Source organism: Bradyrhizobium sp. AUGA SZCCT0158, from assembly GCF_018130065.1.
In the GTDB taxonomy this organism is placed as follows: Bacteria; Pseudomonadota; Alphaproteobacteria; order Rhizobiales; family Xanthobacteraceae; genus Bradyrhizobium.
The window spans coordinates 157,067-182,161 of the sequence record NZ_JAFCME010000013.1 but is presented as its reverse complement, the minus strand read 5'-3'; the positions used below and the strand labels follow the sequence as shown (position 1 = coordinate 182,161).

Below are 25,095 nucleotides of genomic sequence, written 5' to 3'. Positions count from 1 at the left end.
GCAACAACGGATCATTTTCGATACACCGCGTTCGGATCAAACAGCCGGTCCGCATCGACAAACGACAGCTGCGCGCCGCCGTCGCTCGCCGTGACCGCGCGATAGAAGCACGACTGCCGGCCGGTGTGGCACGCCGCGCCGTGCTGCTCGACGCGAATCCAGATCGCGTCCTGATCGCAATCCATCCGCATCTCGACCACGCGCTGGGTGTGTCCGGAGCTCTCTCCCTTGCGCCACAGCGCCTTGCGCGAGCGGCTGAAGTACCAGGCCTCGCCGCTGGCGATGGTCTTGCGCAGCGCCTCGTCGTTCATGTGCGCGACCATCAGCACGTCGCCGGTAGCAGCATCGGTCGCCACGCAGGTCAAAAGACCCGACGCGTCGAATTTGGGCTGGAACGCCAGCCCTTCCTCGCGGTCGTTGATATCTGCGGATGTGGACACGGCGGGCCTCGCGAAGATTCAAGCGAGGTTACCGGGCCGGACCTCGCACCATGGACAGGAAACGCGCCTGCTCCGCCGGATTGTCGCGGAACATGCCGGTATAGCGGCTGGTGAAGGTCATCGCACCGTGCTTGGCGACGCCGCGCACCGACATGCAGGTATGCTCCGCCTCGATCACGACGGCAACTCCGCGGGGCTTGAGCACCTCGTCGATCGCGGCTGCGATCTGCGCGGTGAGATGCTCCTGCGTCTGCAGGCGGCGTGCGAAGATGTCGGTCAGGCGTGCGAGCTTCGACAACCCGACGACCCGTTCGACCGGCGTATAGGCGATATGCGCCTTGCCGTAGAACGGCATCATGTGATGCTCGCATTGCGAGGTGAATTCGATGTCGCGGATCAGGACGAAATCGTCATAGCCCGCGGTTTCACCAAACGTGCGGTCGAGCACTTCGGCCGGGCACTGGTGATAGCCCTGGTAGAGCTCGTCGAAGGCCTCGACGACCCGGCGCGGGGTGTCGAGCAAGCCCTCACGGCCGGGGTTCTCGCCGATATAGCTGAGCAGCGTATGGACGGCCGCTTCGGCCTCGGCGCGCGACGGGCGCGGCTGATCGGCACGGACGGCAGCGGCCAGGAATTCGGCGGGATCGAGTTCGGCGGGGCGGGTGTCCGGCGCCACCTCAGGCGATTTGACCTCAGTCTTGCTGGGGCGAAGGGATTTGATCAATGCGTCCATGTCTTCTCCGTTCGACCGGTCCTTCAGACCGGAGTGTCACCGGGCAGACGGGGCGGGTTTGTTTGCCGCCGGGCGCCTGAGTCCCCTTGTTCCTAACACCACCGGGGTAGAATTGGCTTCCAATCAGGCCGCCGTGGCGACATGGACGGACTGTATTTCCGCCATGACCGTCCATATATAGGACGGTGAAACCCTGCCGCCAAGGGCACTCCCGCCCGCGGGCCCGAGACCTTGCTCCATGCTGAACGACATTTACAACAAGCGCATCATCGAGTTGGCCGGCAATATCCCCCGTCTGGGCCGCCTCCCCGACCCCGACGCCAGCGCCACCGCCCATTCCAAACTGTGCGGTTCCACCGTCAAGATCGACCTCAAGATGGACGGGCCGGTCGTTTCCGACTTCGCCCATGACGTGAAGGCCTGCGCGCTCGGACAGGCCTCCTCCTCAATCATGGCGAGCCATGTCATCGGCTCGACCGCGAGCGAGCTGCGCGAGTTGCGCGAGACCGTGCGCAAGATGCTGAAGGAAAACGGCCAGCCGCCGCAGGGCAAATGGGCCGACATCGCGCTGCTCGAACCGGTGCGCGACTACAAGGCGCGGCATGCCTCGACCATGCTGACCTTCGATGCGGTGGTCGATGCGGTCGGCCAGATCGAGGCCAAGGCGAAGCAGCCGGCGTAGGCGCAGCGGTACGCCGTCCCAAAACACCACTGTCATGCTCCGCGAAAGCGGGGCATCCAGTACGCCGGGAATTCTCGATCAACTACAGACGCCGCGGCCTACTGGATCATCCGCTTTCGCGATGACACCATTTGGCGTGGTTTACTTCGCGGGCTGGCGCCGGCGCGGCGGTGCCCGTGGACGGCTCCAATCGTATTCTGGCTAGAAATTCTAGCTAGTGAGACTGAGGCATGGCCCAGCGCAGTTGGTCGGTACAGGATGCGAAGAACCGCTTCAGCGAGGTCGTCGAGGCCGCGCGGTGCGTGCCGCAGACGGTGACCAAGCACGGCAAGCCCGCCGTAGTCGTGGTGGACGTCGTGGAGTACGAGCGCTTGCGGCACCTCGAACGTGCCCAGGCACCGTCCTTTGCCGATGCGCTGCTTGCCATGCCACAGGACGATGGCGACTTTCCGCGCCGCAACGTGCGCTTGCGCGACCTCGATCTCTGATGTTCCTGATCGATACCGTTACGCTATCCGAGCTGCGCAAGCGCAAGCGCGATCCGATGGGTTGTCAAATGGTTTGAACGACAGCGGACAACCGATCTCTTCCTCAGCGTCATTAGCATTGGCGCAATTGAGCGCGGAATTACGCGACAGCGCACGACCGACCCACGCTTTGCGGGCGCTCTTGCAGAATGGCTGGACCGAATCCTAACCCTCTACGGCGAGCGGGTCGTGCCATTCGACCTGCGAACGGCGCGGCGCTGGGGCGCCCTGAGCGCCGCTCTCGGCAATGACAGCGCCGATCTCATGATCGCGGCGACGGCACTCGAACACGGGCTCACCGTCGTAACGCGCAATGTATCGGATTTCGAGCCTTCCGGCGTCGCCGTTCAAGCGCGCGCAAGGTGCGCGATCCTGACCATGACGGGATAGATTTACTTCTGCGGCTGAGCCGGCGCCGGCGCGGCGGCGCCGCCGGTCGGAACCGCGGCTTCTGTCGCCGCGACGCCACCGGTGGGAACCGAAGCTTCGGCGGTCTTGGTCGACTTCGCCGGCTGTACCGTCGCCCGCTCCTCAACCGAGGAGCTGACAAACCGATCCTGCGTCGGCTTGGACTTCAGTTCGGCAACCGGCGTCGATGAGTCACGCGGCAGCACGTCGGCCACGGCGTCGGTCGTGATGAGATTGGTCAGGCGCAATTCGGCCGCCGACAATTTGTGCAGATCTTCCCACGGCGGCACGCTCAGCGCGAGCGACAACAGATCGCCGGTTCCGCCCATGTCGAAGGTGAACTTGGCGAGCCGGCCGATGTCGCGCTCAACGATCATCAGATCCTGCGCGGTGTAGCTCGCCGCCTTGGCGTCATCGGCGCGATCGCCCATCCAGATCTGATGCACGCGGACATGCGAGGCCGGCGACACATAACGCGTCTTGCCGGACAGCAGCAGGAACACGCACATCGACTCGCAATAGGCTTCCGGAACGACATGGGCGCGTTCGCCCTGCGCCGTCTGCGTGCGCACGGTGGTGCCGACCGTCGTCAGCGCGCCGAGGGCACGGAACCTGCGGCCGAGCGCAATGGAATCATTGACCGACCCGCCGCTGGAATCGAGCACGATGGTGGCGCCGCCAAGCTGGCGATCGCGCGCGAACTCTTCGAATGCCTTGGGACTGTCCGCGGTGACGATGCCGACGGCGGAGACCCAGCCCTTGCAGTCCGGCTGGCATGCGACCCACTTGAAGTGCATCGGCAGTTTGCGTTCTTCGAGGGTCACGCCGGCGTGCGCCGAGTTGACCGGCGTGGTGATCGCGCCAGGCAATGCGATACAGAGGGCGGTGGCACCGAGCATGGCCAAGCCGCGAATTTTAGCCGACGTAACAAACCTCAATTTGGTTCCTTCCCCCAAGCCCTATCGGCGAGCAACGGCAATGGCCCCACTTCAACGCCACATGATTCTGTCATACCGGCGTTATCAAAAAGGTAACCGTGCGCCCTGCGAGCGTCCATAGTACCTTTGCTGCATCGCCAATAAACCATCGGATAGTTTCCAACTGTGGCGTAAATATCTGCGTATGTTCAGTTCCTTACCGTGGAACCCCGCAAGAGTACGGAGATCGTTCGGCAAGCCATATGGAACAGTCATTCATGCCGTCATCACAGTGCACAAGATCACATTGCACAAAATCACAATGCATAGATTGTGCCACGACGGTCCGGCGCTTGCCCCGCAACGCGGGGCGCGGGCTGATCTGGATTTACCGGCGCACGCTGTCGCCGCTGGTCGGCTACAACTGCCGCCACCTGCCGACCTGCTCGGTCTATGGCGACGAGGCCATCGAACGCTTCGGTCTTTGGGGCGGCGGATGGATGACGCTGGCGCGGATCTTACGCTGTCAGCCCTGGGGCACGTCCGGGATCGACAACGTCCCGATCGCAAAACCGCCGGGCGCGCGATGGTATCTGCCGTGGCGCTACGGCCGATGGCGCGGCGTCAACGCGCCGTCGTTGCGCGCCGGCGAACACGACACCTTGTGAATCAACCCGGACGAGCTAGCGCCAGAAGAAGAAGCCGCCTCTCGGCTGCGGTTCGATCGGCGCCGGCGGACGCGGCTTTCTGGGACGCGGTGGCGGCGGCGGTGGCGGCTCGGCCGATGACGTCGTCTCCTGGCTGCCAGTGCCGTCGTCGGGCAACCTGACCGACAGCAGCAAGTTCGATTCATGCGTGCGCCAGCGATAGCCGATACCGAAATCCATCGGCTGCGCGCGCCTGAACAGTTCGGCATAGGATGGCTGATATCGCCCCGGGAACTCGTCGATCGGGCCGGCATAACGGCCGAACGGAAAGAAGCGCCATTTCTTCGGGCTGTAGTAGTGAAGCGGAACGCCGGAATCGTCCTGGATGATGGTGGCGCTGTTGGCGAGGATGTAATCGCGCACCGTGGTGAAATTGCCGGAGTGCAGCAGATAGGACGCGCTCTTGATCAGGCTGTTGCCGGGCGCCAGCGTCGAACAGAATTTCAGGAAGCCCGTGACCTTGACGCCGGAATTGGAAAGATCGGTCGAGAAATAATACAGCGTCTTTTCCGCGCCGTCGCTGCCGGCGAAGACGATGCGCGTGCCGCGCACCGCGTTCGGCCCGGGGTTCTCGTTGCCGAAATACGCCGCGCCCTTGTCGTCCAGCGCCACCGGCGTGACGCTGCGGATGGTCTTGCCCGAGCGCGCAAGAAACACATAGAGGACCGGCAAGGTGCCGTTGATCTGGCCGGCACTCAGATCGGTCTTCATCTGCTTGGTGATGAAGAAGCTGAAGCTCAGGATCGAACTCAGCGAACGCTCCACGCTGTAGAGCGCGGCGCCAACACCGCCGCGCGGCAGTCTCGTCAGATCCGGCACCGAGCCCGTCGGCTCGAGCGCGCTCAGCACGTAGGTCGTCGCCTTCGAATAGAACGCGTCGGCGTAGAGGAAGTCCGGCCCCGAGAACATGTAGAACATGGTCGGCCGCGGCGCCGCCAGGTTGCTATCCGCCCAGGCGCGGATCTTCGACAATTGCCGTTGCTCGAGCTGCGCGAACGCATTGTCGAAGAATTTGGCGTGGCGCTGCCAGGCCGGCTCCCTGGTCAGCGGCATCAGCGGCGAGTCGGCCGAGGGCATCATGCCGGCGAGAAACCTGGCGGTATCGTCGGCGGTTGCCGGATCGGCGGCGCGCGCGGGCAGCACCACCACGAACAACATCGCGGCCACCAGCGCCGCGATTCTCAACGGGGCAATTCTCACCGAAGCAATTTTCAACGAGGCAATTTTCAACGAAGCACGCATCTTCATTCGCTGCCCGCAGACGCGGCCACCGGGCCTTGATCGGCCCGCTTGCGGAAAACGGCGTAAATCAGAAGTCCTGACAGCATGATCAAAACACCAAGGAACACGCGCAGCGGTTGTTCCGTCAAGAGATAGTACATCATGAAGCCGGTCACGAGCAGGAATACCAGCGGGGTGACCGGGTATCCCCAGGCGCGATAGGGCCGCGGCAGGTCGGGGTGCGTGATACGCAGCTTGATGACGCCGAGCACGGTGAAGAACGAACAGAACAACAATGCGAACTGGATGAATTCGAGCACGGCTTCAAAACTGCGCGTGAACAGCATCAGGTTCGCCACCGTCAGCTGAAACAGAATAGCCCAGGCCGGCGCGCCGCCGGTCGACCGGCGCGCGAACGCGCGCAGCACCGGGATGTCCTCGCCCATGGTCATCATCACGCGCGGTCCGATCCACATCATCGCGCTGATCGAGGAGATCAGACCGAAGCAGATCATGGCGCCGACGATGCGGCCGCCGAACTCGCCGAAGATGTAACTGCCGGAGACGCGGGCAACGTCGAGCTGGCCCGCCAGCTTGTCGATCGGCGCCGAGTGCAGGAACACCGCGTTAAGCGCCACATACAGCACCAGCACGATCAGCGTCCCCGCCAGCATCGCGCGCGGCACGTTGCGCTCCGGATCGTGCACCTCGCCAATGATGTAGGTCGCCGCATTCCAGCCCGAGAACGAATACATCACGAATACGAGGCTGATCGCGAACGGCGCGCTGACGATGTGGGAGAAGTCGGACGCCGACGGCGCGAACGACAACGGCTGCGGCGTCGCCATCAGAAACCCAGCGACCAGGAAGGCCACGATCAGCAGCACCTTGAGGATGGTCGCGATCAACTGGAAGGTGCTGGAGTGCCTGACGCCGGTGAGCTGCACCAGCGACACCAGCCAGACAACGCCGACGGCGAGCGCCAGCGGCGGCGCGTCCGGAAAGACCGATTTGCCGTATTCGCCGAACGCCATCGCGGCGAGTGCGACGGGTGCCGCAAAACCAACGGTGGCCGACACCCAGCCCGCCACAAAACCGAAGGCCGGGTGAAAGGCGCGGCCGAGAAAGTTGTACTCGCCGCTCGAGCGCGGAAACATCGCCCCGAGCTCGCTATAGGCAAACACCCCGCACAGCGCGACGATACCGCCGACAGTCCACAGCAACAGGATCGAGAAGCCGGAAGGGATGTCCTTGACCTGAAAGCCCAGGCTGGTGAAGACGCCAACGCCGACCATGTCGGCAACGACGATGGAGATCGCTACCACGACCGAAATGGTCGAGCCGCCGCCGGGACGCGGGCCGGACCATGCCGCGCTGCCCGTTTCTGATGCCGCCATTTCGACCGTACCTTCAGCGCCGCGCGCCTGAACCCTCATGGTGCAGGCTGGAGCTGCCCAATTCAAGCAGCGTTAACAATGATTTAAACCGGGTAACGATTTAGGTATCTAATTACCAAAGGGCGCTGTTTTGACTTTCCCAGTGCACCCTGACATTGCGAAGACAAGATGGCGGGGCTCACAATCAGGACACGATTGGATGGTCTCCTTGCGGACTTCCGGATGTGGGGAGTTTTCTCCGGAAGCTTAACGTCGCCTAAACACGATCGAGGTACGCCGGTTAACGGTGGATCTTGGGTGGTTCTCAGGTGGTCCTTGGGGCACGGGGTGGATGGTCGGAGCGGATCCGAAATTCCAGATACATCATCGCGCAAACCGGGTGATTTCCCCGGCGACGCAGCGCGATGCCCAGCCCCGGCATGCCCATCCTCGTCGTTGGCACTGGATCGCGGCCGCTTCGCTTTTTGTACCCCTGTCGTTCGTGCTGGTTCAATGCGGCAAGGCGCCCAGCGCGGACATGCTGGCCGCGAACGCCCACGCCGCCACCGGCGACAGTTTTGAAGACCGCTTCCCGCAGCCGCAATTCGCCGACCGTTTCCCGACGCCAAGCGAGAGCCTGGTGCAGCAGGTTGCGCTGGCCCCAGCCCCGTCTCAACGCAAGGTGCGGACCGAGCCGGTCAGGGTCGCCTCGCTCAACTCCACGCTGACGCTTCCGCGCCAGAGCGAGCGCGAAGAACTGACCACGCTGGTCAGCATGAAATCCTCCGCCTTCCCCTATTTCGGCACCAATCCGCGCTCCGAGGCGCCGTTCCTCAACATCACCAAGGGCGATCGCAAGGGCCATCGCAGCTATGGCGGCCGGGTCTATTGGCAGGATGAGACCTACAATGACAGCCGCGTGCTGGTGCATGTCCCCGAGACCTTCGACGTCCGCAAGCCCGGCGTGATCGTGGTGTTCTTCCACGGCAACGGCGCGACGCTGGAACGCGATGTCCGCGACCGCCAATTGGTGCCGCAGCAGATTTCGGATTCAGGCGTGAACGCGGTGCTGCTGGCGCCGCAGCTGGCCGTGAACGCCGCCGATTCCAGCGCCGGCAAGTTCTGGCAGCCCGGCGGCTTCAAGCGCTTCATGGATGAATCGGCGACCCACCTCGCCCGCCTCACCGGCGACCCGAAATCGGCACAGGCGTTCGCCAACATGCCGATCGTCATCGTCGGCTATAGCGGCGGCTTCCTGCCGACCGCCTGGAGCCTCGACGTCGGCGGCGCAACCAACCGCGTCCGCGGCGTGTTCCTGCTCGACGCCGTCTATGGTGAACTCGACAAGTTCGCCAGCTGGATCGAGAAGAACCGCACCGGTTTCTTCGTCAGCTCCTACACCCGCTACACCAAGCGACGTGACCAGGAACTGATCGGGATGCTGCGCGACAAGGGCATCACCGTCACCGAGAACATGGACGGGCCGCTGCGTCCCGGCAGCGTCGTGTTCGTGCAGACGCGCGATGGCATTACCCATCGCAACTACGTTACGCAGGCCTGGACCGAGCATCCGGTCAAGGATGTGCTGGTCAAGATGGCGGCTTCGCCGCAGCTGACCCGGATCGCCAGCGCGCCGTCGCCCGCGAACCGGTAATCGGTCGCTTCAGCGAGGCTTCTTCGCAGCTCCTTCATATCATACCGCTGAATTCCACTGATCGAATTGTGATGTTGATGGCCCGACGATTTAGGGCGCGCAGCATTGTTCGACGCAGGCCCGCACCGTAGGGTGCAGCCATTAGGGGATACAACTTTTGGGGATGGTTTTGCAGGACGGCTTATACAAGGTTGAATTTCATACGGTTCACGGAACCGGCACCGGCGTGATTTACGCCATCGGCGGCAAGCTTCGGGGCGGCAATTCGGCTTTCGCGTTCATCGGCAATTACACCGACAAGGGCGACGGCATTCTGGCCAAGGTCACCACAGAGCGTCACAACCCCGATCCGGCTTTCAAGCCGCTGTTCGGCACCGACATGATCACGCTGACGCTGAAGGGGACCGACAACGGCGCCATGGTCGACTTCGAAGGCACCGCGCTGCAATTGCCCGGCGTCACCTTCAAGGCCGTGCTGACGCGGATGGCGGATTAGGGACTCATCGGGCCACGAAGAAAAAGTCTTCGCGTCCGGGCAGCGAGCCATACGTGTAAGGCTCCTGGCGTCCGGCGGTCGCTTCCATCACGTCATCGCGGACGAGGCGGAACAGCTTGTTGATCTCGACGCCTGGCGTCGCGATCCGCTGCACGACCGCGACCGCGAACGGCGAATAGTCCCCCTCGCCGTCCAGCGCGGTCTCGCCATGCTTGGCCGCGTAAACCACCAGCGATGCGCCCTGCACCTTGACCTCGCCAAGCCCGCGGCCGACCGAACGCGTCTTGGCGCCGCGCGTGTCGCCTTCGTTCGAAGCCGGCGCCGGCGCTGCGGTAACCGGCGTCGGGCTCGATGTTGCCGAATTCGCAAACGGGTTGTCCCGGCAGGCATCGAGCATCACGAGCCTGAGTTTCTTTGCGCCGTCGATGGCCGCCATCACCTGATCCAGCGGCATGGCCTCGAACAGGGCGTCGCGGCTGGATGCCAGTTTGGCATCGACCGGTATCAGGTAATTGACGCCATTTACCTCGATGCCGTGGCCGGCATAATAGACCATCGCCCAGTCGGACTTGTCGGCGGCCGCTGCAAACGTGCGCAGCACCTCGGTCATTTTCTCGCGCGTGACATCGATGGCGACCGTTACGCTGTCGAAGCCGATTGCACGCAATGTGCCCGCGATTTTTTCGGCGTCACGGCCTGGGTTCTCGAGCGCCCGTACCGATTTATAGGCGGAGTTACCGATGATCAGTGCGGCCCGGCGGCCTTGCTTTGCAGCCGTAGCCTTGGCCGCTGCGGGTGCCACGACGGGTATCGCAACAGCCGGGGTCGGCACCGAATTCGTCGAGACCGCCCTGATCGGGACCGGAAGGATGGTCGGCTGCGGCACACCAGAGGAAAGCGCCGCAAGACGCGCCTCGGCCGTATCACGCGCGGATTTCGACAGGTCACCCCGGCCGGAATTCTCGCTGATCGACAGCGCCGTTCGGAACTCGGATTTTGCGCGCTCGAGATCGCCGGTGCGCTCGAACGTCAGTCCGCGGCCGGTGAGTGCCGGCGCGAAGTCCGGTTCGATCCGGATCGCCTGGTTGAAGTCGGAAAGCGCCCGGTCATATTCGCCCATGTAACGCAGCGTCTCGCCGCGCAGTGTCAGGCCAAGGGCGATGCCGGGACCGCCGGCGTAAAGCTCGATGGCGCGGTCCTGGTCCTGCAAGGCACGCTCGAGGTTTCCGGTGCGACGCCAGGCGTCGCCGCGGTTGGCATAATATTTGGCGTTCTTGGGCGCGAGCCTGATCGCAACGCCAAAATCGGCTGCCGCCTTTTCATACTCCCCCATCGTCTTCAGGATCAGCGCCCGGTTGTTGTAGGCCGAGGCGCGATAGGGATCGTTGTTGATCAGAGCGATCGAGCGGTTGATGTCGGCAAGTGCCGCCGCGTGATCGCCCTTGTCGCTGAACATGTTGGCCCGCTGGTTATAGACCGCGGGATCACGGGGCAGGATCGCGGCGGCTTCGTTCAGCACCTCGAGGCCGCGATCGAAATCGCCCTTGCAGTGCTGCCAGTAGTACGAGATCCACAAATGCAGATCGTAATAGTCGGAGCTCTTCTTGGACGGCGAGACGTCCTTGGCGCGCATCAGGTCGGCAAACGCGGCGTCGCATTTCTTCTGGTTGAGGAAGCTCTGCGCGCGGTACGACAGCGCCAGCGCCAGTTGCTTTGGCGACCGGCTGGTATCGATCAGGATCGTGCATGCCGCGACGCGGTCGTCCAGTTCGCTGATGCTTTTCAGCGGACCGACCTTGCAACCGTTTGGGCGTTCACGCGCGATTACCTTGTCTGGCGACGCCAGCCCCACGGCCGCGAATTGAAGCGCCACCAACGCGGCGCAGGCCGCGATCTTGCCCTTCCCCACCATCGTCCCCCTCGGATTCCCCACCACGAGAGAAGCACGCGAACCCGGTCTTGTCACGATGGCGCGGTGTGGAACTTTGGCGTTGTGCCCGCTTGCACACGCGTCAGCGCGGCGCGACGCCCTCGCGCGCTCCGATCGCCTGCACGGTGGTTTTCGGCGGCGGACAGGTCGCCAGCGATCTCGCGGGTCGTCGCACCGAGGATGAGATAGGGACACGCCGAGTTGCAGCTCGCGCCGCGGGTCCAGAGATCGCCGTGGTGGACGCGGCCTGATTGCTTCAGCTTGAGGCAGACATCGCCGTTCTGCGCTTCGAAGCCGCACTCCTTGACCACCGTCCGCGCCACCCTGGCGATAGCGGACTTTTCGCCAGCATCGCGCCCATCGCCACCGCCTGGTCCAGATTGCCGCCGGGCGAGGCGAAATAGATCGGCAGGTTGCGATCCCTGACCTGCCGCAGGAATTTCCGGAAGCGCGCCGCCGCGGCCACATCGATCTTGCCCTCGGCCGCAATCCAGGTGTCGCAGCCGGGCCGCATGATCGGGCGCGCCCTTGACGACATAGAACACCATCTGTGCCGCCGGAACTGCGCCCGGCGCAGGCCTCACCGCGGGCACAGGCCGCGCGACAGGAGGAGCCGCCAACGCCGATCCTGCGACCAGGATGAAGGTAACGGCCAGAATTGCGCGCAGCGTCATGGGGCTCAAATCAAGGGAGACGGGCAAACATCTTCGAAACAACCCGCAAGCCATCCCTACCAACTTCATGCGACGGCAACCAGTGGATGCAACAGAATTCTGTCCGATCAGGGCGCCAAACGTCAAATACGTGGCGCGAATGGCCGATCGCCATATGACGTTGGTCATGCGGGCCTCTGGTGGCGTCCCCGACCGTTCATCGCGGGTCCGATCGGGCCGCCGATTTTCTTGATATTGCCCGATTGCAGGAGCCGAATCCCCTGCTATACCGCCTGTTCCCGCTTACCTGCGCTCGTTCGCAGGAGTGAGCTTTAGGAGACGCCAATGCCTGACAGCAATGCACCCGCACCGGGATTCCAATTTGGCCTTGCGAACTTGAAACCGGCCGAACCCGTGCAAAAAATCACCCTCACCTTCCCCGATGGCGCCAGGCGCGAATTTCCTCAAGGTATTACCGGGCTCGAGATCGCCAAGGGCATCTCGCCGTCGCTGGCCAAGCGCACGGTCGCGATGGCGCTCGATGGCGTGGTCGCCGACCTCAACGATCCGATCTCGGGCGATGCCAGGATCGAGTTCGTCAACCGCGACGACCCCCGCGCGCTGGAACTGATCCGGCATGACGCCGCCCACGTGCTCGCCGAAGCCGTGCAGTCGCTGTGGCCGGGCACGCAGGTCACCATCGGCCCGGTGATCGAAAACGGCTTCTATTACGACTTCTTCCGCAACGAGCCGTTCACGCCGGAAGATTTCGCGGCGATCGAAAAGAAGATGCGCGAGATCGTCGCCCGCGACCAACCCTTCACCAAGGAAGTCTGGTCGCGCGAGAAGACCAAACAGGTGTTCCGCGACAAGGGCGAAGCCTTCAAGGTCGAACTGGTCGACGCCATTCCCGGCGACGAGCCGATCAAGATCTATTTCCAGGGCGACTGGTTCGATCTCTGCCGCGGGCCGCACATGACCTCGACCGGCAAGGTCGGCAACGCGTTCAAGCTGATGAAGGTCGCGGGCGCCTATTGGCGCGGCGACAGCAACAACCCGATGCTGACGCGCATCTACGGCACGGCGTTTGCGAAGCAGGAAGACCTCGACCTCTATCTGAAGCAGATCGAGGAGGCCGAGAAGCGCGACCACCGCAAGCTCGGCCGCGAGCTCGACCTGTTCCACTTCCAGGAGGAAGGCCCCGGCGTGGTGTTCTGGCACCCGAAGGGCTGGACGGTGTTTCAGGCGCTGATCGCCTATATGCGCCGCCGCTTGACCGGCGACTACAGCGAGGTCAACGCGCCGCAGATCCTCGACAAGGTGCTGTGGGAGACCTCGGGCCACTGGGACTGGTACCGCGAGAACATGTTCGCGGCGCAATCGGCCGGCGACGAAGCCGAGGACAAGCGCTGGTTTGCGCTCAAACCGATGAACTGCCCCGGCCATGTGCAGATCTTCAAGCACGGCTTGAAGAGCTACCGCGACCTGCCGCTGCGGCTCGCCGAATTCGGCGTGGTGCACCGCTATGAGCCGTCGGGCGCGATGCACGGCCTGATGCGCGTGCGCGGCTTCACGCAGGACGACGCCCATGTGTTCTGCACCGAGGCGCAGCTCGCAGAAGAGTGCCTGAAGATCAACGATCTGATCCTGTCGACCTATGCGGATTTCGGCTTCGAGGGTGAGCTGACGATCAAACTCTCGACCAAGCCGGAGAAGCGCGTCGGCACCGACGAGATGTGGGACCACGCCGAGCGCGTGATGGCCACCGTGCTGTCGGAAATCCAGGCCAGCGGCAGCAACCGCATCAAGACCGCGATCAATCCCGGCGAGGGCGCATTCTACGGGCCGAAGTTCGAATACGTGCTGCGCGACGCCATCGGCCGCGACTGGCAATGCGGCACCACGCAGGTCGACTTCAACCTGCCGGAACGGTTCGGCGCGTTCTACATCGACGCCGACGGCTCCAAGAAGGTGCCGGTCATGGTGCATCGTGCGATCTGCGGTTCGATGGAGCGCTTCATCGGCATCCTGATCGAGCATTTTGCCGGCAACTTCCCGCTCTGGCTGGCGCCGGTGCAGGCCGTCGTCACCACGATTACTTCCGAAGGCGACGAATACGCGAAGGTGGTCGCTGCGGCGGCGCGGCGCGCCGGCCTGCGCGTCGAAATCGACCTGCGCAACGAGAAGATCAACTACAAGGTCCGCGAGCATTCGCTGGCGAAGATCCCGGCCCTTCTCGTCGTCGGCAAGAAGGAAGCCGAGACCCATTCGGTCTCGGTCCGCCGGCTCGGCAGCGAAGGCCAGAAGGTGATGCCGACCGACGAGGCGCTGGCGGCGCTGGTCGAGGAAGCCACCCCGCCGGACGTCAAGCGGGCCAGGCTCGAGACCTGATGACCGACGAGCAGGAGCTTCCGGCCTTTCCGATCCGGGCTTACCAGTTGATCCCGGATCCCAACCGGCCGACGGTGGTGGCGCTGGCGATCGAAACCGAAGAGGGCCACAGCCTGTTCCTGGCGACGCGGGAGATCCTGGAAGACCTCGGGAAGGATCTTCTGGAGCGGGCGGCGAAGATGCCGGCGAAGCGGGCGCCGCCGATTTAGGCAGCCTTGTTCTGCCCGATCTTGATCAGGGATTCGGCGGGAATGCCGAGTCCCTCGTGCAGCCGTCTAATCATGTTGAGCGTGAGTTCGCGCCGACGATTTAGCACTTCGTGCACGCGATTCCGGCTGCCGATAAAAGGGATGAGATCGCGCGGCTGCAAGCCGCTTTGTTCCATGTGATACCTGATCGCCTCCACAGGATCCGGCAGATCGAGCCGGTAATGTTTGCGCTCCCACGCTTCCACCAACGTGACCAGAACATCTAGCCGATCACCCTCGGGTGAATTGCGCCGGGCACTCATCAACCCTTCGATCTCCTTGAGCACGCGGCGATAGTCACGATGGGATTTAATGGGCGCTATATCCATAATCGGAATCCTCAAATGCTTTGCGCATCGATCGAGTCGTGCTGCCGATGCGTGCCGATGAACCTGATATAGACGACGCGATAGGGATAGTTGATCCAGACCACGATACGATATTTGTTACCGGCGATGTTGAAGACAGCGCGGCCATCCTTGAGAATGCTGGCGCTACGGATGTCCCGCTTGACGTCCGCCGGCTTCGCCCAATCCGCCTGCCTCACCTGGCGAAACCACGCCATGACCGGCTCGCGGGCGTCGGCAACATCCGCGCTTCGCCCGAGAAAATTCTTGATCGTGCTGAGCGCTATCACTCTCACCGCCTGAATCTTATCATAGTCCCACCTTGGGACCAAGACTTTTATCGCGAGCCGTCCGGCCGGTCATCCTCGCCATTCTGATCACAATCGGTCTAAAAAGGCCTTCACCAGCCTCGTCGGCTTCCTATCTACGTGATATCCGGTCGCCAACTCTTGCAACGAAAGCCTCATCGTGCCCGACGCCCTTGAACTTCTGAAACTCCGCCGTTCCGTCAAACCGCGCGAGATGAGCGGCCCCGGCCCTTCGGCCGCCGAACTCGAGACCATCCTGACTATCGGTTCGCGCGTGCCGGATCACGGCAAGCTGACGCCGTGGCGCTTCATCGTGTTCGAAGGCGATGCCCGCGCCCGCGCCGGCGACGTCATCGCAGCCGTGTTCGCGCGGAAGAATCCGGGCGCACCGGCGGCCGATGTCGAAATGGAGAAGCGCCGGCTGATGGATGCGCCGCTGGTCATCGCGGTGGTGAGTTTTGTCAAACCGCACCCCAAGGTGCCGGCGTGGGAGCAGGAATTGTCGGCCGGCGCCAGCGCCATGAACATCGTCACTGCGGCCACCGCGCTCGGCTACGGCGCCAACTGGCTGACCGGCTGGTTCGCATTCGACCGCGACGTGCTCGAAGGGCTCGGCGTGAAGCCGGACGAGAAGCTTGCCGGCTTCATCCATATCGGTACGCCGTCAAAGCCCGCCGAGGACCGCCCTCGCCCGGCACTGTCGGATATCGTGACGCGGTTCTGATCGCTCACGCCGCCTTCGAGGCCCGCCGACCGAATCCGGATAACAGCGCTGCAACCTCGGAGGCCGGTCTCGCCGCGCTGAACAAAAAGCCCTGCACCTCGTTGCAGCCTTCGGCGCGCAGCCAGTCGAGCTGGTCGGTGGTCTCGACGCCTTCGGCAGTCGTGGTGATGTTGAGGCTGCGGCCAAGGCCCGAGATCGCCCGCACGATCGCGACGCAGTCGGACCGCTGCGCCAAATCCTTCACGAAGGAGCGGTCGATCTTGATCTTGTCGAACGGAAAGCTCCGCAAATAGCTCAGGCTGGAATAGCCGGTGCCGAAATCGTCCATCGAGATGCTGACGCCGAGTTCGCGCAGCTGGTGCAGGATCGCCAGATTGGCTTCGGTCTCGGCGAGGAACACCGACTCGGTGATTTCGAGCTCGAGCCGCCGCGGCGACAGTCCGGAATGCGCCAGCGCCGAAATCACCGCCTGAACCAGATGGCGGCTGCGGAACTGCACCGGCGACAGGTTGACGGCGACCTTGATATCCGCCGGCCAGTTCATCGCCTCCGAACACGCCTCCCGCAACACCCATTCGCCCAAAGCCACGATCAAGCCGATGTCCTCGGCGACCGGAATGAACTCGGCCGGGGAGACCATGCCCTTGTCCGGATGGCGCCAGCGCAGCAGCGATTCAAAGCCGCTGATCCGATTGGCGGCGATGTCCACCAGCGGCTGGTAATTCAGTTCGAACTCGCCATGGGCAAAGGCCCGCCGCAGGTCGCGCTCCATGTCGCGGCGCTTCTGCGCCTGCTGGTTCATCTCGCGCTCGAAGAAACGGTGAACGCCGCCGCCGTCGGACTTGGCCCGGTACAGCGCCATGTCGGCGTTGCGCATCAATTCCTCGCAGCTCGCCCCATCACCGGGTGATAGCGCAATGCCGATGCTGGCGCCGACGATGACCTCGATCCCGTCGATATCATAGCCGGCACTCAGCACGCCGATCAGCCGGTCGGCAAAATCGCTGGCCTCGTTCGGCGAGACGTCTGAAGGCAGCACGATGACGAACTCGTCGCCGCCAAGCCGGGCGACGAAATTGTCGCCGCGCACCTCGGACCGCAGCCGCTCGGCCACCGCCTTCAGCAGGCGGTCGCCGATCGGATGGCCAAAACTGTCGTTGACGTTCTTGAACAGGTCGAGATCGACGCACAGCACCGCCACCCGCTTGCCCGCGGGCTGGCTCCGCTCCAGTGCGAGGCGAAGGCGATCCTGGAAGAAATCCCGGTTGGACAGATTGGTCAGGCCGTCATGATGCGCCATGTGGGCGATCCGCGCCTCCGCCTTGCGGCGCTCGGTGATGTCCACCACGGCGACCAGATAGCCGTCGCGGCCGTCGAATGCGACCCGCCGTCCGAATGTCAGAACATGGATTTCGCTGCCGTCGGCCTTGAGATGCCGCCAGTCGCGGCCTGAATCGTAGACATCGCCGACCTGCTGCAGCGCCTGGCTGTGGGTGGCCCATTCGTCCTGCGGCCAGATCTGGCGCAGCTGCATTTGCAGGAACGTTTCACGGCTATAGCCGTAATGCTGCACGGCCGCGTCATTGACGCTGATGAACCGGGTCGTCTCGGCGTCGAATACCCACATCGGCATCGGATTGTTGTCGAACAAGAGACGGAACGAGACCTCGCTTCGCTTGAGCGCCGTCACGTCGGAGAGCGTCAGCGAGAGCATGTCGCCGAACGCCGTGACGCCCAGTCGCAGGCTGCGATCGTCGCGGTCGATCTCGATCTGGCCGCCGTTGCCGTGACTGACGATGTCGCGCAACTGGCGGATCACGTCAGGCGCGCATAACAGGTTTCCACCGGCGCCGAGCCTATGCCACAACAGCGCGGCCAGCGGCTGCTCGAGCAGCCGGGCCGCGCCCTGATTGAGATGGACGATCTGGAAGTCGGCCGGCTGGCCGGCGGCATCGCGAATGGCTGCCAGCGACAGCACGCCCTGGTCGGTCGCGGAGAAGATCGTATCCAGCAGATTGTACCGGGCGTCACGTTCGTTGACATAGGCCCCGACCAGCGTGCCGCCCCAGCGCGACGAGGTCGGCAACGCCAGCACGTCATAGGTCCGCACCAGCCCGTCGCGCACGCAATGTGCCGACGCGAGATACGGACGGCCATTTTGAAGCGCACTCGACGCCGCTTCGCCGAGCGCGGTCGCGCAATCCGGCGGCAAGTCGCTCAACGGAATGTCCCAGCGGTCGTCGTTGAGCCATTGCTGAATGTAGCGGCCGCTGCGCGACAAACCGAGCGCGTCGTCATCTTTCCTGAGCAAGACGATGTGATCTGCCAGCCGGCCGAGACTGCCGAGCATGACATCTTCATATCGCGGCAGTGCTTCGCCCGGCCGCAACGCGGCCTGCCATTTGCGCTGCAGCACCGGAACGTCGTCGAACATCTCGGTGTTGAATTTCCCGGGCTTTCCCGCCGACTTCTTTTTGTTGGTCGCAACCATGACCGCCCCCGCTCGCCAAAATTCACCCCGTCGCATCCCAATGCCGTCGGGTTTAATGCCGTGTAAAAATTGCGGAAGCGATGCACCGATCCGGCGATTATGACAGTTTTAAGTTGTGCGATGGTTAGTGCGCGTTAGAGACTATGACAGTTGAGAGACGCGCCGAGCGGTCAGGCATCCAAGTGCGCCGCGCCCTATCCGCGTCATTGCGAGCGCAGCGAAGCAATCCACCTATCCACTCGCTGAGGCATGGATTGCTTCGCTCGCAATGACGGGATGATAGTGCGACTCCACACAATGCTGTCGTCCTCCGCGAAAGCGGGGGACCCAGTACGCCGCGGCTTTTCGGTTCTATCATCGGCACCTCTGGAATACTGGGTCGCCCGGTCAAGCCGGGCGATGACAACTGAATGTGTGTTTGCATTCCCGCGACGCATTGCGCCCGAGGTTTGCCAGAAACTTCCCGCCCTCTCAAAACAGAGGGCGCAGGGAATGCCGGATGCGCGCTGCACCCGCGGTCTCGTGTGCGAATTGTGCTAAGTAGGCTGCACACGAGCATACAGGGCAGCGGAGAACATCCGACATTCCCTGCGCAATGGCTTTACGGCTTATAACGCGCTCTCCCCGGTGAGACGGCCTCTATTGCCACCGTCGCCCCTCGGAATCGTTGGCTCCCAAAGGACTTGACGCCGTTACGGGCGCCAGGACCACACGCTTTCGCCGTACGCTTCAGCCGCGACCGTCAATCGCAACTGTCACGTCCACCGCAACCCGCCCCTCGTCGTGACGACGGCCGACGCCCCTCTGAGTGGGACGGGATGGGTGAGAATGTGCCGGTGATTTGGGTCGAAGGAAAGAGAAATATTTTTGATTTTCGTAAATTTCAGACTTGACATTATTTCCGTAAATCGGAAGTGATTTGCCCGTCGGGTTGATTTGTCGCACGCCGGCCGCAAGATTGCGCTTGCAAGCAAGGCGACGCAGCTCGCAGTGATGCGGGTTGAACTCATAGAACCGAGCAATCAGCGGACGTCCGCTTTATGAACCTACCGATGAAGGACGCCGGGCCAACTGTGGCGGCCTTTGTTCGGCGATCAGAGCAAAATTGATCGTGCGGGATCGGTGAAGCCGTCCATACTCAAACCATGGCATTAGAAGCAACACCGCTCACCCGTGAAGAGTTGCCTCCTGCTTACGGTCGGTAACGCGGCTGTAGCTCTGCGCCGACTATGCCCGCCGCACATGGCTCCCGGTTGATTGCACTGGGTTACATGGTTGATCTTACCGGTCGGCTGCATATGGGCCTGAAGCCGCGACTTCTCAAGCGGTTGAGGAACGATCCGTGCTGCGGGCGGTTTAACGCACACTGCAACATTTGTCGGGTAGCCGACGTTTCGTGCAGGCACCCATGGTGTGAGCATGACCCCGATGAACCGATTAAGCCGGCTTCCGACCTCCGTCAGGCGAAACCGGAACGTTGCAGCGGGCCATTCCTATGCGGTCGCCGCAGTAGTCGCAGCAGGAGCGCTGGCAGCGACGGCACTTCTGAACCGTCATCTCGCGAAAAAGGCCGAGCACGACAATCCGCCAGCGGGCCGGTTCCTTGATGTGGACGGTGTCCGTCTGCACTACGTGGAAAGAGGCTCGGGTGAGCCGCTGGTGCTTCTGCATGGCAACGGCAGCATGATCCAGGATTTCGAATCCAGTGGGCTAGTCGACCTAGCCGCCGAGAGCTACAGGGTCATTATCATCGACCGTCCCGGGTTCGGCCATAGCAGCCGACCGCGCAATGTCGTGTGGACGCCCGATGCCCAGGCTCAATTGATCGAGCGCGCGCTGAAGCGGCTCGGCGTTTCACAGGCGATCTTACTCGGGCACTCCTGGGGCGCATCGGTGGCGGTCGCCCTGGCTCTCAAGTTTCCCGACATGGTGCGCGGCTTGGTTCTCGCCTCGGGCTACTACTATCCCACCCTGCGTCCCGACGTCGTGGCCCTGTCCGCCCCGGCTGTCCCCGTTGTGGGCGATATCATGGGCCACACGCTGTCGCCCATGATCAGCAGGTTGATGTGGCCGCTCATGATGGCGAAGATCTTCGGACCCAAGTCGGCGCCTGCCAAGTTCCGGCGGTTCCCGAAGGAGATGGCGCTTCGTCCTTCGCAGATCCGCGCTTCGGCCGCCGAGTCGGCGCTCATGATTCCCGATGCCTTCCATTTCGAGGACAAGTATGCCGAGCTCAAAATGCCTGTCGTCATCATCGCCGGCGAAAACGACCGGCTGATCGACATCGACAAGCAATCGGCCCGGTTGCATTCCGACGTTTCGCAGAGCGCGTTTCACCGCGTTCCTCGAACCGGCCACATGATTCACCAGACAGCGACGGGCGAGGTGATGGCGGCGATAAACGAAGTTGCCGGCAACGGCCCCTAGGCCACAATCAACCCAAGATGGCGGATTACGCCTTCGGCTCAATCCGCCTTACGCGCTATGCAAGCAGCAAGACGATTTCGCACGTAAGCCCTTGGTCGCGCCAATCAAAACGTACTTCACCCCTGAGTTGGCCAATCATGTTTTCCATAATGCGTGTGCCGAACCCGCGGTGCGTGGGCGGCGTGGCGGTCGGCCCACCCGACTCGATCCAGCGCAAGCTGAGCCTTCCGCCTGCTGAAACGGACCATGAGATTTCAACGTGCCCCCCCGCTGCTGACAGCGATCCGTATTTTGCCGCGTTGGTCGCCAACTCGTGCAAGGAAATTGCAGCCGTTTGAGCCGTACTCGGCTCCAGCATAACGGTTGGTCCCTCAATTCGCACGCGCGCCTTTTGTCCCCCGCTGTAAGCCATGAGTTCCTGCGTGGCCAGACGGTGAAGCTCGGCTCCCGCCCAGCGGGATTCCACGAACAGCGTATGGACCTTTGCGAGGGCGTCGATACGCCCTTCGATCAGATGCTTCAGATCATCAGACGTATCGGAATTGGAAAGACGCACCGTCGCCAGCACAGTGGCCAGGATGTTCTTTGTTCGATGCTCGGCCTCACGCGCGAGATTGACCATCTGAGCTTCGCTGCGCTTGTGCTCGGTTATGTCGCGAGCGATTTTCGATGCGCCGATGACCTTGCCTTGGGTGTTTCTGACCGGTGAGATGGTCAGCGAAACGTCAATCAAACTCCCATGCTTGCGCTGCCGAACGGTTTGGTAGTGTTCGACGCGCTGGCCGCGCCGAATTCGTCCCATGATCGTTTCTTCCTCTTTTTGATGATCGGGCGGAATCAGAAGCGTAATCGGCTTGCCTATTATTTCCTCGGCGAGGTAGCCGAAAATTCGCTCCGCCCCGCCGTTCCAACTCGTGATGATGCCATCGAGGTCCTTGCTGACGATTGCATCGTCGCTGGATTCGATGATGGCGGCGAGCCGTAGCGCGGTCTCCTCACTACGTTTGCGCTCCGTTACATCCTGAAAGCAGTTGACGGCGCCGACAACGTTTCCACCGCTATCCTTGATTGCCTCGATGTCGACGAGCGCGATGCCGCGCGAGCCGTCCGGTCGCTCGATGTGGACTTCCTGTTCGCGCACGGAAATGCCGGTGCGCAGCACATCAGCCATGGGACATTCGTGGTGCGGGAGCAGACTGCCGTCGGGGCGGAACATTCGATAGGATCCGCAAAACCTTTCATTGGGATCGCTGAGTTTGGGCGACCGGCCCCACAGTTCGGCAGCGCGGCGATTGTACCGCAGAACCAGACCGTCCCGGTCACAAACATAAACGGCAAACGGCAATTGTTCGAACAGTCGCCCGGGCAATTCGAAGGCTTGTTCCGCATCGCGCATATCAAGGACGACGCCGGCTGCGTTCGCAACCGCATCCACCTCGACGGAGGTTCTCGCGGGCTTGCGCCGGAAGAAACGTAGCGCATCGGAAGGTGCATCGCTCATTGTGCTATGACTCGCTCCGAATTCAGGATCTGGATCATCTCGGGTCAAAATCCGACATTCTGCGACTCTCCTGATCCGCGTTATTTCGACTTGGCGGTTTGTGGTGTGAGTGCGCGCTTCATGGTGGCGTACATCCTCAACTGTGCGGCGTTACGAAGCGCATTCTGTCTCGCTTCTCCTTCGGGCAATTGCGTCGCCTCACTGACGCGCGCGTCTGCCTGCTCATCCAGATGGTCGGCCGTCAAGAATGTAACCTTGGTCCTGTTACGCATGCCGGTCCTCATTTCGGGGAGTACAAATTGCTCTCAAACCAAGCGAGAGGGTCGGATTGCGAGGGGCTGGAGATAACTTGCCTTTGGTGGACATGGCCGCAGCTTGTGCAGCGCAGCGTCCATTGCTCGTACCCCGGTTGCGAAGGCGTGATCCGCTGCACCGTGGGTGCGCCCTGGCAACGGTCGCATCGTGAACGCGACCGGACCCGGGGTGGTGAGGGGGCGATTTGAGCGTTCATATTTAATCTCCCAGGCGATTGCCAAAATCTAGTCCGGGGATTTAAGCTCGCCGCTAAGCCACCCTGTCGCGTCGCCGCTCATGGGATCGCTCACCACGAGGGTTCGTTGGGCGCGATCACATTTAGGGCACTCGAATGTGCGGAGTTCGTATCCCGCTGGGCCGGGCGCAATGCCAGCCAGGATCGTGCGGGTCTGGCAGTGCTGACAGCGCGGGCGCTCTAAAACGCTAAGCGGCGGGCCGGTTGGTAACGCATGAAAGCCGGGCATGCGGGCAGCCCTTTCGGATCAGGCGGGTGCACAACACGCTGCCGGACACCGGCTACTGACCGGGAGATTTTCTCACCTGGAAAACGGGTCCGCTGGTCAATATTGACCACAACACCCCATTTTTAATATTTAGGCATCGCTGGTCCAAAGGAGGGGCTTGTGAAGTCAGCAAAGCGACCGTTCGATCCTCAGGCTTTTCTAGCCAAAGTCGGGACCGGCAAAACGATACTGAAGTACCGTAAAGGCCGGATCATCTTCGCCCAGGGCGAAGAGGCTGATAGGATTTTTTACGTCCAATCGGGCAAGGTCAAGGTCACCGTTGTTTCCGAGCAGGGCAAAGAAGCCGTCGTCGGCATATTGGAGACTGCGCAGTTTTTCGGCGAGGGGTGTTTGAATGGCCAGGCAGTCCGCGTTGGAACCGCGAGGTCAATGGAGGAGTGCGTTATCACCTCGATAACGCGGAAGGCGATGCTGGCGGCACTCCGCAAGGAGCCAAAGTTTTCAGAACTATTCGTGACTTATCTGGTGACCCGGAGCAATCGCATTGAAGAAGATTTGATCGACCAGCTATTCAATTCGAGCGAGAAACGGCTCGCGCGCCTTCTGCTGCTGCTGGCCAATTTCGGGAAAACTGGAAAGCCAACGCCAATCGATGCTTCGATCAATCAAGCAACCTTGGCGGAGATGATCGGCACGACCCGATCCCGGACGAGCTTTTTCCTGAACAAATTTCGCAAGCTGGGATTTATCAGCTACAACGGAAAGATCGAGGTGCATCGTTCCTTGCTGAACCCAGTCTTGTATGAAAAACCTCACCTGGAAAGAGCTGACGAGCCAAACCAATAGCCCGCAAGGCGGATTACGCCTTCGGCTCAATCCGCCCTACACGCTGCGCTCTGAGCGATGCACGTACCCCTTCGAGGTAACCCTTCCGAGTGAGGTGACGGCGGCTCGATGCTGCGATAATCCAATCTAACCAACCCCACTTGGCCCCGCCCTCACAGGTGGGGCTTTTCGTTTCCTTGATGGGAACTGGCCGGATCGATCAGCGCGCCACGACCTCGACCTCGCCGTCAACACCGTTGACAACGTTGAACGGGCGCTCGAACACCTTGCCTTCGTTCTTGGCGATGGCGCGGTATTCACCTTCGGACAGCACGACGCGGGGGAACGCGCCGATCGATTCCTTGATGACGTCGCCGCCCGGCGTGATGACCGACCAGGCGGTGTTGGCGAGCGCCTCGCCGCCCCTGTCGCTGACCAGCTTCAGCGTGATGACGGCGGCGCGGTGGGTGACGATCACGTCGGTCAGCTTGCCGGCCTGCACGCGGATGTCGGAGCGGACCACCGAATTGGCGTCGCCGTAGTTGGAGATGATGTAGTAGGTCCCCTCCGGCAACAGCGCGACGTCGCCGCCGGCGACGTTGGGCAACAGCGAGGTCCGCTCGGCGCCGTCGAACTGGCTGCCTTTATAAATCGCGAACGAAATCTGGTTCGGCGGAATCTTGGAGGTGCCGACGCGGCCTTCGATGCGCAGGCCGCCGGCCGGAAGCACGAAGGATTCGCGATCGGTCTCCGACTTCAGGCTCACCGCCCGCACCGCGCTGACGAGGCCGAGCGCGACGTGCACGACATAATTGCCCGGCGGCAGCACGATGTTCGGGGTCGCACCGCGGTCCTCGCGGATCAGGCGGAACGTGCCGTTATCGTCGGGCTTGTCGGCGAACACCCGCCACACCAGTCCGCTGTTGATGACCGGCAAATCCTTGCCGTAGCGCGCCGTCAAGGACAGCACGGCCTGGCCGGGCGGCGAGGCGCCCGACGGTGGCGCCGGCGGCGGGACGGTGGCGATCGACGGCGGCACTAGGGTCGGCTGCGTCAACGTTGGCGGCAGGGTGGGAATCGAGCCGGGCGGCGCCAGGTTCATCGCGGGGCCGGACGGCGCATCTGGAATCGAACCCGGCGGCACCGGCGGTGGGCGATCGGAGAACATCTGGGCTGAAACCGGGCCAGGTGCCAGCAACACCAAGGCAAGCATTGGGGCAAGCAGAAGCCGCGGGAAAAGCCGCCACGCGCCCCCGTCCCCGCCGATGCCATTGCCTCGCCAAGTCATGGCCATGCTTTTCACTGAAAAC

The 25,095-nt window shown here is 62.6% G+C and carries 24 protein-coding genes; 11 read left to right on the top strand and 13 right to left on the bottom strand.

Annotation, left to right across the window (positions count from 1 at the left end; all coding sequences use genetic code 11):
* Positions 1–11 precede the first annotated feature (11 nt).
* Positions 12–440 (bottom strand): phosphoribosyl-AMP cyclohydrolase, encoded by a 429-nt coding sequence (hisI, locus tag JQ574_RS20280; RefSeq protein WP_312014684.1) that lies wholly within the window; start codon positions 438–440, stop codon positions 12–14.
* Between the two features lie 28 nt (positions 441–468).
* Complete coding sequence (gene folE, locus JQ574_RS20275) at positions 469–1,173, bottom strand: GTP cyclohydrolase I FolE (RefSeq protein WP_212204897.1); 705 nt, start codon at positions 1,171–1,173, stop codon at positions 469–471.
* Between the two features lie 238 nt (positions 1,174–1,411).
* Here folE and JQ574_RS20270 point away from each other — a divergent pair, with 238 nt between their 5' ends.
* The 3 genes from JQ574_RS20270 (at position 1,412) to JQ574_RS20260 (ending at position 2,772) form a co-directional block, all read left to right on the top strand.
* On the top strand, positions 1,412–1,855 hold the full coding sequence (locus JQ574_RS20270) for an iron-sulfur cluster assembly scaffold protein (RefSeq protein WP_212204895.1): 444 nt from the start codon (positions 1,412–1,414) through the stop codon (positions 1,853–1,855).
* Between the two features lie 230 nt (positions 1,856–2,085).
* The gene (locus tag JQ574_RS20265; RefSeq protein ID WP_212204893.1) at positions 2,086–2,343 is read left to right on the top strand and encodes a type II toxin-antitoxin system prevent-host-death family antitoxin; all 258 of its coding nucleotides are present in this window, start codon (positions 2,086–2,088) and stop codon (positions 2,341–2,343) included.
* A gap of 12 nt (positions 2,344–2,355) precedes the next feature.
* Positions 2,356–2,772 carry a type II toxin-antitoxin system VapC family toxin gene (locus JQ574_RS20260; protein ID WP_312014685.1) on the top strand — a complete coding sequence of 139 codons (417 nt, stop codon included), beginning with the start codon at positions 2,356–2,358 and terminating at the stop codon, positions 2,770–2,772.
* A gap of 2 nt (positions 2,773–2,774) precedes the next feature.
* Here the strand turns inward: JQ574_RS20260 and JQ574_RS20255 are convergent, their stop codons facing one another.
* Complete coding sequence (locus JQ574_RS20255) at positions 2,775–3,689, bottom strand: hypothetical protein (protein ID WP_212204891.1); 915 nt, start codon at positions 3,687–3,689, stop codon at positions 2,775–2,777.
* A 296-nt stretch (positions 3,690–3,985) separates the two neighbouring features.
* On the opposite strand from JQ574_RS20255, the gene yidD reads away from it, so the two are divergent.
* Positions 3,986–4,375, top strand: coding sequence for a membrane protein insertion efficiency factor YidD (gene yidD / locus JQ574_RS20250; protein WP_249119471.1), 390 nt, complete (start codon positions 3,986–3,988; stop codon positions 4,373–4,375).
* Between the two features lie 15 nt (positions 4,376–4,390).
* Here yidD and JQ574_RS20245 read toward each other — a convergent pair whose 3' ends face one another.
* Both JQ574_RS20245 and JQ574_RS20240 read right to left on the bottom strand, forming a co-directional pair.
* Positions 4,391–5,572, bottom strand: coding sequence for a hypothetical protein (locus JQ574_RS20245; protein WP_212205029.1), 1,182 nt, complete (start codon positions 5,570–5,572; stop codon positions 4,391–4,393).
* Positions 5,573–5,658: 86 nt separating this feature from the next.
* Positions 5,659–7,032: an APC family permease gene (locus JQ574_RS20240; protein WP_212204889.1), complete on the bottom strand. Its 1,374-nt coding sequence runs from the start codon at positions 7,030–7,032 to the stop codon at positions 5,659–5,661.
* A 331-nt stretch (positions 7,033–7,363) separates the two neighbouring features.
* Here JQ574_RS20240 and JQ574_RS20235 point away from each other — a divergent pair, with 331 nt between their 5' ends.
* A complete protein-coding gene (locus JQ574_RS20235) occupies positions 7,364–8,665 on the top strand; it encodes an alpha/beta hydrolase (RefSeq protein ID WP_212204882.1) in 1,302 nt (433 codons plus the stop codon).
* A 163-nt stretch (positions 8,666–8,828) separates the two neighbouring features.
* Complete coding sequence (locus tag JQ574_RS20230) at positions 8,829–9,161, top strand: GrlR family regulatory protein (protein WP_249119484.1); 333 nt, start codon at positions 8,829–8,831, stop codon at positions 9,159–9,161.
* Positions 9,162–9,165: 4 nt separating this feature from the next.
* Here the strand turns inward: JQ574_RS20230 and JQ574_RS20225 are convergent, their stop codons facing one another.
* Entirely contained in the window at positions 9,166–11,073 is a 1,908-nt protein-coding gene (locus JQ574_RS20225) for a caspase family protein (RefSeq protein ID WP_212204880.1), read from the bottom strand.
* Between the two features lie 50 nt (positions 11,074–11,123).
* Positions 11,124–11,765 carry a hypothetical protein gene (locus tag JQ574_RS35725; RefSeq protein WP_212204878.1) on the bottom strand — a complete coding sequence of 214 codons (642 nt, stop codon included), beginning with the start codon at positions 11,763–11,765 and terminating at the stop codon, positions 11,124–11,126.
* A 324-nt stretch (positions 11,766–12,089) separates the two neighbouring features.
* Here JQ574_RS35725 and thrS point away from each other — a divergent pair, with 324 nt between their 5' ends.
* Both thrS and JQ574_RS20210 read left to right on the top strand, forming a co-directional pair.
* A complete protein-coding gene (gene thrS / locus JQ574_RS20215) occupies positions 12,090–14,135 on the top strand; it encodes a threonine--tRNA ligase (RefSeq protein ID WP_212204876.1) in 2,046 nt (681 codons plus the stop codon).
* A complete protein-coding gene (locus JQ574_RS20210) occupies positions 14,135–14,344 on the top strand; it encodes a hypothetical protein (RefSeq protein ID WP_212204874.1) in 210 nt (69 codons plus the stop codon). Before thrS ends, JQ574_RS20210 begins: the two co-directional genes overlap by 1 nt.
* Here JQ574_RS20210 and JQ574_RS20205 read toward each other — a convergent pair.
* Both JQ574_RS20205 and JQ574_RS20200 read right to left on the bottom strand, forming a co-directional pair.
* Positions 14,341–14,712 carry a type II toxin-antitoxin system HigA family antitoxin gene (locus JQ574_RS20205; RefSeq protein ID WP_212204872.1) on the bottom strand — a complete coding sequence of 124 codons (372 nt, stop codon included), beginning with the start codon at positions 14,710–14,712 and terminating at the stop codon, positions 14,341–14,343. The two genes, JQ574_RS20210 and JQ574_RS20205, sit on opposite strands and share 4 nt — an antisense overlap.
* An 11-nt stretch (positions 14,713–14,723) precedes the next feature.
* Positions 14,724–15,026 carry a type II toxin-antitoxin system HigB family toxin gene (locus JQ574_RS20200; RefSeq protein WP_409363364.1) on the bottom strand — a complete coding sequence of 101 codons (303 nt, stop codon included), beginning with the start codon at positions 15,024–15,026 and terminating at the stop codon, positions 14,724–14,726.
* A 172-nt stretch (positions 15,027–15,198) separates the two neighbouring features.
* Between JQ574_RS20200 and JQ574_RS20195 the strand changes: the two genes are divergently transcribed.
* On the top strand, positions 15,199–15,762 hold the full coding sequence (locus tag JQ574_RS20195) for a nitroreductase (RefSeq protein WP_212204870.1): 564 nt from the start codon (positions 15,199–15,201) through the stop codon (positions 15,760–15,762).
* A 4-nt stretch (positions 15,763–15,766) separates the two neighbouring features.
* Here JQ574_RS20195 and JQ574_RS20190 read toward each other — a convergent pair whose 3' ends face one another.
* Positions 15,767–18,253 (bottom strand): bifunctional diguanylate cyclase/phosphodiesterase, encoded by a 2,487-nt coding sequence (locus JQ574_RS20190; protein ID WP_212204868.1) that lies wholly within the window; start codon positions 18,251–18,253, stop codon positions 15,767–15,769.
* A gap of 1,428 nt (positions 18,254–19,681) precedes the next feature.
* Here JQ574_RS20190 and JQ574_RS20185 point away from each other — a divergent pair.
* A complete protein-coding gene (locus JQ574_RS20185) occupies positions 19,682–20,680 on the top strand; it encodes an alpha/beta fold hydrolase (protein ID WP_212205023.1) in 999 nt (332 codons plus the stop codon).
* A 55-nt stretch (positions 20,681–20,735) separates the two neighbouring features.
* Here the strand turns inward: JQ574_RS20185 and JQ574_RS20180 are convergent, their stop codons facing one another.
* Together JQ574_RS20180 and JQ574_RS20175 are read right to left on the bottom strand one after the other, a co-directional pair.
* Positions 20,736–22,181, bottom strand: coding sequence for a sensor histidine kinase (locus JQ574_RS20180; RefSeq protein WP_212204866.1), 1,446 nt, complete (start codon positions 22,179–22,181; stop codon positions 20,736–20,738).
* An 80-nt stretch (positions 22,182–22,261) separates the two neighbouring features.
* Positions 22,262–22,453, bottom strand: coding sequence for a hypothetical protein (locus JQ574_RS20175; protein WP_212204863.1), 192 nt, complete (start codon positions 22,451–22,453; stop codon positions 22,262–22,264).
* Positions 22,454–23,119: 666 nt separating this feature from the next.
* Here JQ574_RS20175 and JQ574_RS20170 point away from each other — a divergent pair.
* Positions 23,120–23,806: a Crp/Fnr family transcriptional regulator gene (locus JQ574_RS20170; RefSeq protein ID WP_312018270.1), complete on the top strand. Its 687-nt coding sequence runs from the start codon at positions 23,120–23,122 to the stop codon at positions 23,804–23,806.
* 199 nt (positions 23,807–24,005) lie between these two features.
* On the opposite strand, the gene JQ574_RS20165 is transcribed toward JQ574_RS20170, so the two are convergent.
* Complete coding sequence (locus JQ574_RS20165) at positions 24,006–25,073, bottom strand: hypothetical protein (RefSeq protein WP_212204861.1); 1,068 nt, start codon at positions 25,071–25,073, stop codon at positions 24,006–24,008.
* Positions 25,074–25,095 lie beyond the last annotated feature (22 nt).

What these genes read in the sequence shown, in the direction of transcription:
- folE (WP_212204897.1), bottom strand. Translation starts at nt 1,173, where the DNA reads ATGGACGCATTGATCAAATCCCTTCGCCCCAGCAAGACTGAGGTCAAA.
- JQ574_RS20270 (WP_212204895.1), top strand. Translation starts at nt 1,412, where the DNA reads ATGCTGAACGACATTTACAACAAGCGCATCATCGAGTTGGCCGGCAAT.
- JQ574_RS20265 (WP_212204893.1), top strand. Translation starts at nt 2,086, where the DNA reads ATGGCCCAGCGCAGTTGGTCGGTACAGGATGCGAAGAACCGCTTCAGC.
- JQ574_RS20255 (WP_212204891.1), bottom strand. Translation starts at nt 3,689, where the DNA reads ATGCTCGGTGCCACCGCCCTCTGTATCGCATTGCCTGGCGCGATCACC.
- yidD (WP_249119471.1), top strand. Translation starts at nt 3,986, where the DNA reads ATGCCGTCATCACAGTGCACAAGATCACATTGCACAAAATCACAATGC.
- JQ574_RS20245 (WP_212205029.1), bottom strand. Translation starts at nt 5,572, where the DNA reads ATGTTGTTCGTGGTGGTGCTGCCCGCGCGCGCCGCCGATCCGGCAACC.
- JQ574_RS20240 (WP_212204889.1), bottom strand. Translation starts at nt 7,032, where the DNA reads ATGGCGGCATCAGAAACGGGCAGCGCGGCATGGTCCGGCCCGCGTCCC.
- JQ574_RS20235 (WP_212204882.1), top strand. Translation starts at nt 7,364, where the DNA reads ATGGTCGGAGCGGATCCGAAATTCCAGATACATCATCGCGCAAACCGG.
- JQ574_RS20230 (WP_249119484.1), top strand. Translation starts at nt 8,829, where the DNA reads ATGGTTTTGCAGGACGGCTTATACAAGGTTGAATTTCATACGGTTCAC.
- JQ574_RS20225 (WP_212204880.1), bottom strand. Translation starts at nt 11,073, where the DNA reads ATGGTGGGGAAGGGCAAGATCGCGGCCTGCGCCGCGTTGGTGGCGCTT.
- JQ574_RS35725 (WP_212204878.1), bottom strand. Translation starts at nt 11,765, where the DNA reads ATGACGCTGCGCGCAATTCTGGCCGTTACCTTCATCCTGGTCGCAGGA.
- thrS (WP_212204876.1), top strand. Translation starts at nt 12,090, where the DNA reads ATGCCTGACAGCAATGCACCCGCACCGGGATTCCAATTTGGCCTTGCG.
- JQ574_RS20210 (WP_212204874.1), top strand. Translation starts at nt 14,135, where the DNA reads ATGACCGACGAGCAGGAGCTTCCGGCCTTTCCGATCCGGGCTTACCAG.
- JQ574_RS20205 (WP_212204872.1), bottom strand. Translation starts at nt 14,712, where the DNA reads ATGGATATAGCGCCCATTAAATCCCATCGTGACTATCGCCGCGTGCTC.
- JQ574_RS20190 (WP_212204868.1), bottom strand. Translation starts at nt 18,253, where the DNA reads ATGGTTGCGACCAACAAAAAGAAGTCGGCGGGAAAGCCCGGGAAATTC.
- JQ574_RS20185 (WP_212205023.1), top strand. Translation starts at nt 19,682, where the DNA reads ATGAACCGATTAAGCCGGCTTCCGACCTCCGTCAGGCGAAACCGGAAC.
- JQ574_RS20180 (WP_212204866.1), bottom strand. Translation starts at nt 22,181, where the DNA reads ATGAGCGATGCACCTTCCGATGCGCTACGTTTCTTCCGGCGCAAGCCC.
- JQ574_RS20175 (WP_212204863.1), bottom strand. Translation starts at nt 22,453, where the DNA reads ATGCGTAACAGGACCAAGGTTACATTCTTGACGGCCGACCATCTGGAT.
- JQ574_RS20165 (WP_212204861.1), bottom strand. Translation starts at nt 25,073, where the DNA reads ATGACTTGGCGAGGCAATGGCATCGGCGGGGACGGGGGCGCGTGGCGG.